The 8,236-nt window shown below is 64.4% G+C and carries 7 protein-coding genes; 3 read left to right on the forward strand and 4 right to left on the reverse strand.

Features of this window, described 5'->3' with window-relative positions; genetic code table 11:
• Positions 1-15 precede the first annotated feature (15 nt).
• Positions 16-642, forward strand: coding sequence for a cob(I)yrinic acid a,c-diamide adenosyltransferase (locus Q0877_RS13170; RefSeq protein ID WP_299168528.1), 627 nt, complete (start codon positions 16-18; stop codon positions 640-642).
• A 17-nt stretch (positions 643-659) separates the two neighbouring features.
• Here the strand turns inward: Q0877_RS13170 and Q0877_RS13175 are convergent, their stop codons facing one another.
• Genes Q0877_RS13175 through Q0877_RS13185 form a run of 3 tightly spaced genes read right to left on the reverse strand, consistent with a single transcriptional unit; the run spans position 660 to position 6,063 of the window.
• Positions 660-3,062, reverse strand: coding sequence for a phosphoketolase (locus tag Q0877_RS13175; RefSeq protein WP_299168529.1), 2,403 nt, complete (start codon positions 3,060-3,062; stop codon positions 660-662).
• A gap of 22 nt (positions 3,063-3,084) precedes the next feature.
• The gene (locus Q0877_RS13180; protein ID WP_299168531.1) at positions 3,085-5,538 is read right to left on the reverse strand and encodes an ATP-dependent DNA ligase; all 2,454 of its coding nucleotides are present in this window, start codon (positions 5,536-5,538) and stop codon (positions 3,085-3,087) included.
• A 42-nt stretch (positions 5,539-5,580) separates the two neighbouring features.
• Entirely contained in the window at positions 5,581-6,063 is a 483-nt protein-coding gene (locus Q0877_RS13185; protein WP_299168533.1) for an SRPBCC domain-containing protein, read from the reverse strand.
• A 46-nt stretch (positions 6,064-6,109) separates the two neighbouring features.
• Here Q0877_RS13185 and Q0877_RS13190 point away from each other — a divergent pair, with 46 nt between their 5' ends.
• Positions 6,110-6,949 carry a Ku protein gene (locus Q0877_RS13190; RefSeq protein ID WP_299168534.1) on the forward strand — a complete coding sequence of 280 codons (840 nt, stop codon included), beginning with the start codon at positions 6,110-6,112 and terminating at the stop codon, positions 6,947-6,949.
• Entirely contained in the window at positions 6,949-7,197 is a 249-nt protein-coding gene (locus Q0877_RS13195) for a hypothetical protein (RefSeq protein WP_299168536.1), read from the forward strand. The genes Q0877_RS13190 and Q0877_RS13195 overlap by 1 nt, the downstream gene beginning before the upstream one ends.
• 62 nt (positions 7,198-7,259) lie before the next feature.
• Here Q0877_RS13195 and Q0877_RS13200 read toward each other — a convergent pair whose 3' ends face one another.
• Positions 7,260-8,099 carry a formate/nitrite transporter family protein gene (locus Q0877_RS13200; RefSeq protein WP_299168538.1) on the reverse strand — a complete coding sequence of 280 codons (840 nt, stop codon included), beginning with the start codon at positions 8,097-8,099 and terminating at the stop codon, positions 7,260-7,262.
• Positions 8,100-8,236: the final 137 nt, after the last annotated feature.

Below are 8,236 nucleotides of genomic sequence, written 5' to 3' on the forward strand. Positions count from 1 at the left end.
AAGTATACTGACCGAATGGTTCAGGAAGCGAAAGACAACTACGCCGACGGCCCCTTCTACACCCGTGAGGGAGACACCGGCTGGACGGTGTTCGGTTGCCACGGCAACTGCTCCAAGAACGACAGTCGGGTGGTCGCCCATGCCGAATGCGATGAGGCGAACGCCGCAGTAAGCGTTGCAATCGCGGCGGGAGGACTCCCCACCGACGTCTCCGCCACCCTGGTGAGCGTGCAGAACGATCTGTTCGACATAGCAACGGATCTCGCCGCTCCGATGAATGCCGCTGAGCAGCCGGAAGCGCGCATGGTCCCGGCGCATGTCGAGCGGCTTGAGCGCGCCATCGACCATTTCGCCCAGGAAGCCGGCGACCTCAGCGGAATGATCCTCCCCGGCGGCACCCTGTCCGCGGCGCTCCTGTATACGGCCCGCGGCGTCGTCCGCCGTGCCGAGCGTGCTGTCTGGGCGGCAGTGGAGGAGTATCCCGACGCCATGAACCGGGCGAACGGCCAGTATCTCAACCGGCTCTCTGCACTCCTCTTTGTCCTTGCGCGGAACGCGAACCTTGAGCATGGTGACATCACCTGGGTTCCGGAGGCATCCGTTCGGGTGCCGTCGGGAGACGAGGAGACCGCTTCCGAGTGACCGCCCGCGCGCGGGTCTTACGTGGCGTCGTCGGGCGATGCCTCCTCCAGCAGCCAGCCGGTCACGGCACTGATGTCCTTGCCGGCGTCGCGCGTGTACTGCCACGCCCGCTGCCGCTCGTCCTGAAGGTGCTGCCGCAGCCCCGCCTGCGTTGATCGAAGCGACGGCACCCGGTCGATGACGTCCATCGCAAGCTGGTACCGGTCGATCTGGTTCAGCATCGCCATGTCGAACGGCGTGGTGGTGGTTCCCTCCTCCTTATAGCCGCGCACGTGAATGTTGTCGTGATTGGTGCGCCGGTAGGTCAGCCGATGGATGAGCCACGGATAGCCGTGGTAGGCGAAAATGACCGGCCGGTCACGCGTGAAGACGGTGTCGAACTCCCGGGCCGGCAACCCATGCGGGTGCTCGGCCTCGTCCTGGAGCCGCATCAGGTCCACCACGTTCACCACCCGCACTTTCAGCTCAGGCAGCGCGTCCTTGAGCAGCTTTGCCGCCGCCACCACCTCGACCGTCGGCACATCTCCTGCACACCCCAGTACGACGTCGGGGTCCTCCCCGCCGTGCGCATCCTCGCTTCCAGCGAAGTTCCAGACCCCGATGCCGCGCTCGACGTGAAGCCGTGCATCCTCCGGGCCGAGCCAGGCCATGGTGGGCTGCTTCCCCGTGACGATCACGTTCACCCGGTCCCTGGTCTGCAGGCAGTGCTCAGTGACGGCGAGCATGGTGTTGGCGTCCGGCGGAAGGTAGACGCGGATGACGTCCGCCTTCTTATTGACCACGTGGTCGATAAACCCGGGGTCCTGGTGTGAGAACCCGTTGTGGTCCTGCTGCCAGACGTGGCTGGACAGCATGTAGGTCAGCGAAGCGATCGGCTGCCGCCATGGCAGGTCCTGATGCACCTTCAGCCACTTGGCGTGCTGGTTGAACATCGAGTCGACGATGTGCACAAACGCTTCGTAGCAGTTGAATACCCCGTGGCGGCCTGTCAGCAGGTACCCTTCAAGCCAGCCCTGGCACAGGTGCTCGCTGAGGACCTCAAGAACGCGGCCTGAGCGCGCAAGGTGCTCGTCGACGTCGTCAATCCGTTGCTGCCATGCCTTGTCGGTGACTTCGTAAACGTCCTGCAGGCGGTTCGAGGCGGTTTCATCCGGTCCGAAGAGGCGGAAGTTCTCCGGGTTCAGCCGGATAATCTCCCGCAGATAGCCACCTGCGGTGAGCATGGGGCTCACCTTTTCCTGACCCGGTTTATCGACGACGACGGCGTGGTCCCCATACGCCGGCAGCTTGAGGTCCTGCAGGAGCCGGCCCCCGTTGGCATACGGCGTTGCGCTCATCCGCAGATCTCCCGAGGGCGCTTGAGCGGCAACTTCGTCCCTGAGGGTTCCGTCTTCGGCGAAGAGGTCATCCGGCCGGTAGGAGCGCATCCATTCCTCGAGCTGGGCCAGGTGCGCGTCGTCGTCGTGCACTCCCGACAGCGGGACCTGATGGGCACGCCAGGTGCCCTCGACCTGCTTGCCGTCCACCGTTTCGGGTCCCGTCCATCCCTTCGGCGAGCGCAGCACGATCATGGGCCACGGCGCGTACTCGGCGCCGGCGCGCGGTTCCTGGCGCGCTACCGCCTGCAGCTCGGAGATCCGCTCAAGGCAGGTCTCGAGGGTGGCGGCGAAATCCCGGTGCGCCTGCTCAGTGGCGTGCGGGTCGGTAACGGTGACGAAGTGCGGGTCATAGCCATAGCCGCGCATCAACTGCTCCAGCTGCGCCTCGGGCATCCGGGACAGGATGGTGGGGTTGGCGATCTTGTAGCCGTTCAGGTGCAGGATCGGCAGCACCGCGCCGTCATGCCGGGCGTCCAGGAAGCTGTTCGAGTGCCAGCTTGCGGCCAGCGGTCCGGTTTCGGCCTCGCCGTCGCCGATCACGCAGGCTGCAATCAGGTTCGGGTTGTCGAAGACCGCGCCGTAGGCGTGGGCGAGTGAGTAGCCAAGCTCGCCGCCCTCGTTGATGGAGCCTGGCGTTTCTGGGGCGGCGTGGGACGGAATCCCGCCGGGGTAGCTGAACTGTTTGAACAGCTCCTTCAGGCCCGCCTCGTCCTTCCCTACGTGGCTGTAGGTTTCGGTGTAGGTCCCCTCAAGCCAGGCGTTGGCGACGTTCGCGGGACCGCCGTGGCCGGGGCCGGTGATGAAGAGCATCTCCTGCCGGCGCTCGGTGATGACCCGGTTCAGGTGGGCATAGATGAAGTTGAGGCCGGGCGTGGTCCCCCAGTGTCCGAGCAGGCGCTCCTTCACGTCCTCACGGCGCAGCGGCCGGCGCAGGAGCGGGTTGTCCCGCAGGTAGATCTGACCGACGGACAGGTAGTTCGCCGCCCGCCACCAGGCGTCGAGCGCTTCGAGCTGCATAGTTCCCTCTTTCCTTGATCGCATCGACCGGGACTCCGAAACAGGTTCAGATTTCGACGACGACATCGGACGGCTTCTTGTCCGGCCGCCACCCCCGCCACACGGGGTGGCGCAACTTGCCGCCCGAGGTGCGTTCGCTGAACTGGACCTCGCCGACCAGTGCCGGGCGGACCCAGCGTGCATCGGACGCATCGGGGGCCGGAACATCGTCCAACGGCGCGGTCTTGCGGCCCATCTTCTTGAGCCGCGACCCGATCTCCGCCAGCTCACGCTCCGTCAGGCCCGAGCCCACCCGTCCGATGTACTTCAGGTCCACTCCGTCGGGAATAGCCACAAGCAGTGAACCGACCTTGTGCGCCCGGCTCCCCTTGCCCGGCCGCCAACCAACGACGACGACCTCCTGGGTCAGCGAATGCTTGATCTTCACCCAGGATTCCGAGCGCCGGCCCGGCGAGTAGGTGCTGTTCACCCGCTTTGCCATGATCCCTTCGAGGCCGAGTTCCTTGCTGGCGTCAATGGCCTCGTCGAGCGTTGCATCCAGGGCGGGCGGCACCTGGATGTGGCCGTCGTCGGGGGGATCCACGGCCTGCTCAAGTACCTCGCGGCGCTGGGCGTACCCGAGCTCCAGCAGGGAGTTGCCGTCCAGATGCAGCAGGTCGAACAGCAGGAAATGAACGGGCGTCCGTCTCCGGGCCGCTTCGATCTCCGAATGTTTGGTCAGGTTCATCCGCCCCTGGAGCAGTCCGAAATCGGGCCGGCCGGCCTTGTTGAGAGCCACGATCTCACCGTCGAGCACCGCCTGCTCGCCGTTGACGTAGCTGCCGAGGTCCCCCAGTTCCGGGTACGCCTTGGTCAGGTCATTGCCGTTGCGGCTCAGCAGGCGGGTTCCCTCCGGCGTCACCGTTGCGAGGGCACGGATACCGTCCCACTTCATCTCGAACGCCCAGTCCTCCTCCGAACGCAGCAGTCCCGGGGATCCTGTGGCTGCCAGCATTGGCTTGAGCGTGGGCAGCTCTTCGACGGGCCGCGGCGCGAAGGCCGGCGGGGACGGTTGCCCGGGCTGTTCCTTCATCAGGTGAATGAGCCAGTTCTTCTCGGCCGAGTCGGTGGCGCCGCCGGTGTGAATAAGGGCAAACCTGCGCACAGCGTTGCCGCCCCTGGCCAGCCCACCATTCTCGCGGCCCCGCAGGGTGCAGATGACTTCCTTGCCGGGCCGCCACTTCTCCGCCTCGTACGTGCCCGAGTCCCAGATGTAGACCTCGCCTCCCCCGTACTCGCCCTTGGGGATGGTGCCTTCGAAGGAGCCGTAGTCCAGCGGGTGGTCCTCGGTCTGGACGGCGAGGTGGTTCTCGCCCGTGGATGTCGGCGGTCCCTTCGGGATGGCCCAGGAAACCAGGACGCCGTCGCGCTCCAGCCGGAAATCGTAGTGCAGCCGCCGTGCGTGGTGCTCCTGGATGACGAAGCTGTTGCCGCCGGGCTCGCCTACCGTTTCCGGGACGGGCTCGGGTGTCTTCGAGGCGTCGCGCATGGACCGGTAGGTGTGCAGGCGGTCCCGACCGCCGTCGTCGTGCTGTTTGTTTGAAGCGACAGCCGCGGTGTCAGCGGTTCCTTTGTCCATGTCCGCCAGCAGGTCGCCGTGCTCGTGAATGCGCTCAACCACCTGCTCGAAGTCGAGGTGGGCCAGATTGGGATCGTCGAGCTCCTCCCAGGTCCGCGGTGCCGCCACCATCGGGCGGGCCTTCCCGCGGAGGGAGTAGGGCGTGATGGTGGTCTTGTTCCGGTGGTTCTGGCTCCAGTCCAGGAGCACCTTTCCGCCGCGCAGCGACTTCTTCATGTCGCTGACCACCAGGTCCGGATGGTCAGCTTCGAGGATTCTTGCCAGTTCCTTCGCGACGGCGGATACCTGGTCCGAGGTCTGCTTGCCGTCGAGCGCCGCATACAGGTGAATCCCCTTGGATCCGCTCGTCACCGGCCGCGGATCGAGGCCCATGTCGTTCAGTATCTCCCGAGCGAGCCGCGCCACCTCGACGCATTCCGGAAGCGAAGCACCGGGGCCCGGGTCAAGGTCCAGCACCATGCGGTCCGGGTTGTTGAGCTCCCCGCCCGGCCCGAACTGCCACTGCGGAACGTGGATCTCTAGGGCGGAGATCTGCCCCAGCCACGTCAGCGTCGCGAGGTCATTGAGCATCGGGTACACGTTGGTATGGTCGCTGTGCTCGATCCCGTGGCGCTCAATCCACGACGGCGCCGACTTGTCCAGGTTCTTCTGGAAGAAGACTTCACCCGGCTTGTCTTCGGTTCCGACGCCGTTGACCCACCTTTTCCGGGTGACCGGGCGGTTGCGTGCATGCGGGATGAGGCAATCGGCCACTGCGGCGTAGTAGGCAAGCACGTCGGCCTTCGTGGTGCCCGTCTCCGGATACATCACGCGGTCCAGGCTCGTGAGCTTCAGGCGCCGCCCATCGACGGTAACCGTCTGCTGCGCGCTGCCTGGAGCCATTTGCCCAGTCTTGTAGGGATGCGGCGATTACGCCAGTGGCGGCTAGCCGCCCAGCTGCTCCTCGTACCGCGCCACGTACTGGTCCCAGAGCGCCGGATCCTGTCCGAGAGACCGTTCGTTGAGGTAATCGTCAAGGCCCATGAGGGTCAGATGCCAGCCGGCCGCTGAGCGGGCGATGTCCTGGCCCTCTTGGACGGTGTTCGTGAGCGTGAGGAGACTGCCGCCGTCGTCGTCGTCCTCGATTTCCCAGCGGAGCACTTCCTCATCCCAGGTATAGGCGAGCAGCCGGGGTTTCTCCGCCTCGAGAACAGTGCCCTCCATGGCCTTCTGGCCGGGGAACTTGAAGGTGACAACGGCACCCTTGCGCGGCAGGATGTCCAGCTGGCACGGGAACCAATACTTGAGCTTCTCGGGGTCGGTGAGGTGCTTCCACAGGACCCGGGCCGGCGCGTTGAAACGCATCTCGAACCAGAGGGCGGGTTCCCCATCGGCAAGCGTCTTGGTAACCATCGGTTCGGAGTTCACCTAAGCAATCGTAGACCGGCACGGGCAACACTGGTTCACTAGGAACATGAGAGCGATCTGGAAAGGCGCAGTAGCGTTTGGGCTGGTCAACGTGCCCGTGAAGGTTTACAGCGCCACCGAAGACCACGACATCAGCCTTCATCAGGTCCACGACAAGGACGGCGGGCGCATCCGCTACCAGCGGCGCTGTGAGATCTGCGGCGAGATCGTCGAGTACAAGAACATCGACAAGGCGTACGACGACGGCGAACGCACCGTTGTGCTCACGAGCGAAGACCTCGCTTCTCTTCCGGTGGAAAAGAGCCGGGAGATCGAGGTGGTCGAGTTCGTTCCCAGCGACCAGATCGATCCGATCATGCTCGACCGCGCCTACTACCTTGAGCCGGATTCGAAGTCCACGAAAGCCTACGTGCTGCTGCGGCGCACGCTCGAGGAGACGGACCGGACGGCAATCGTGCAGTTCTCGCTGCGGCAGAAGTCCCGGCTCGCTGCACTGCGCGTGCGCGGGGATGTGCTGATGATCCAGACGCTCCTGTGGCAGGACGAGGTGCGCGAGGCCAGTTTCCCGTCCCTCGATGAGAAGGTGCGCATCTCCGCCAAGGAAAAGGAGATGTCGGCGGCGTTAGTCGAGTCGTTCTCCTCGGACTTCGATCCCGAAAACTTCAAGGACGACTACCAGGAGCAGCTCCGCATCCTCATCGAGGCGAAGCTCGAGAAGGGCGAGGCCCTCGACACCGATGAGACGTTTGGGGAGACGGGTGAGGAAGAGGGCGGAAATGTCCTCGACCTCATGGAGGCCCTCCGCCGCAGCGTCGAGAAGAACCGCGAGAAGAAAGACGCGGCGGGCACCAAGAAGTCGAAGTCAGCATCCAAGAAAGGCGCGTAATGGGATTCATCAGGAACGACCTCGGGCAGCAGACCATAGCCAAGCGGCCAAATGCACCGATAGTGGGATGGGCGCTGCTGGGTGCCGCATCGATGATGGCGCTCGACGAGAAGAACCGGCGGGCGCTATCTGCTGCGAGCAAGGCCTGTCTAATGGTGTGGGCAGCCCTGGAGCTGGCCGAAGGCGACAGCGGCTTCCGCCGGACCACGGGCACCCTGACCCTGGGATGGCTGGCCCGGCGCAACTAACCATCGCCGAGTTGGCAGGACACACCCCTTTTGCCCACTCTTTTACGGCGTGTCCTGCCAATTCAACTCGTCTTTTCCCGTTCGCGCTCCACGAGCTTTCGGTCCCGGACGAGCCTGAGGGCCGTGACCAGCAGGATCCCACCGATGATGTTGAATACGACGGTGTAGCTGAACCACGCCAGCCAGGCCAGATAGCTGATGTCCGCGCCGGCGAGGATCGCGCCGAAGACCAGCAGCGAGTCAAGGATCGAGTGGAACAGCTGCAGCCCGGAAAGCACAAAACCACCGACGACGGCGGCCATCAGCTTCCCGCTCATTTCCTCGGTTCCGTGCTGCATCCGGGTCATCAGCGTAATGGTGCTGCCGCCTAGCAGGGCAAGGCAGATGGTTTGCCAGCTCAGCCCGGCGTCGACGTAGTGTTCGGCGGAAGTGGTCACCGTCTCTGCCCATTGCGGGAAGGCGTTCATCGCGATCAGCATGAATATCCAGCCGCCTGCGAGGTTCGCCAGGAGAGTGCCGCCCCACAGTTTGCCTAACTGGGCAAGGCTCGCCTGCTTGGCGGTCACAGCCGCGATGGGAACGAGAAACCCCTCGGTAAAGAGCTCGCTCTTGGCGAGAAGCAGCGCAATGAGGCCCGCACTGAAGGCCAGCCCGGCCAGCAGGTGGTTATCCGTCTCATGGAGCACCGCAAGATACGCGATCACGCCGACACCGATTTCGAACCCACCGAAGAGGCCGGTGATCAGAACATCCGGAAAGGTGCGGTTCAGACGCTGTGCGCCCTCGTCAACCGTGCGGTCGAACGATTCCTCAATCTCCTCTTCAACGGGACCGGCGTTGTCGCCGAGTTCCCGCCGGCGTTCTTCGTCGTCGTTCTTGTGATCGTTTTTGTCATCGTTCAAGCGACTCGCCTATTTCTTTTGAAGTACCCGTGAGTTGGCAGGACACCCCCCGTTGGGACCCGGCAAAGTCATATGGTCGAAGCAACGCTCTGATTGATGGAGCGTTTGATGGTCAAGTTGTTTCCTGTGAATGCGCG

Origin of the sequence: uncultured Arthrobacter sp., from assembly GCF_947495145.1 — a bacterium.
Taxonomy (GTDB): Bacteria; Actinomycetota; Actinomycetes; order Actinomycetales; family Micrococcaceae; genus Arthrobacter_D.

Bases quoted from the DNA above. Each gene is read 5' to 3' on its own strand.
- Q0877_RS13170 (WP_299168528.1), top strand. From the start codon at position 16: ATGGTTCAGGAAGCGAAAGACAACTACGCCGACGGCCCCTTCTACACC.
- Q0877_RS13175 (WP_299168529.1), bottom strand. From the start codon at position 3,062: ATGCGATCAAGGAAAGAGGGAACTATGCAGCTCGAAGCGCTCGACGCC.
- Q0877_RS13180 (WP_299168531.1), bottom strand. From the start codon at position 5,538: ATGGCTCCAGGCAGCGCGCAGCAGACGGTTACCGTCGATGGGCGGCGC.
- Q0877_RS13190 (WP_299168534.1), top strand. From the start codon at position 6,110: ATGAGAGCGATCTGGAAAGGCGCAGTAGCGTTTGGGCTGGTCAACGTG.
- Q0877_RS13195 (WP_299168536.1), top strand. From the start codon at position 6,949: ATGGGATTCATCAGGAACGACCTCGGGCAGCAGACCATAGCCAAGCGG.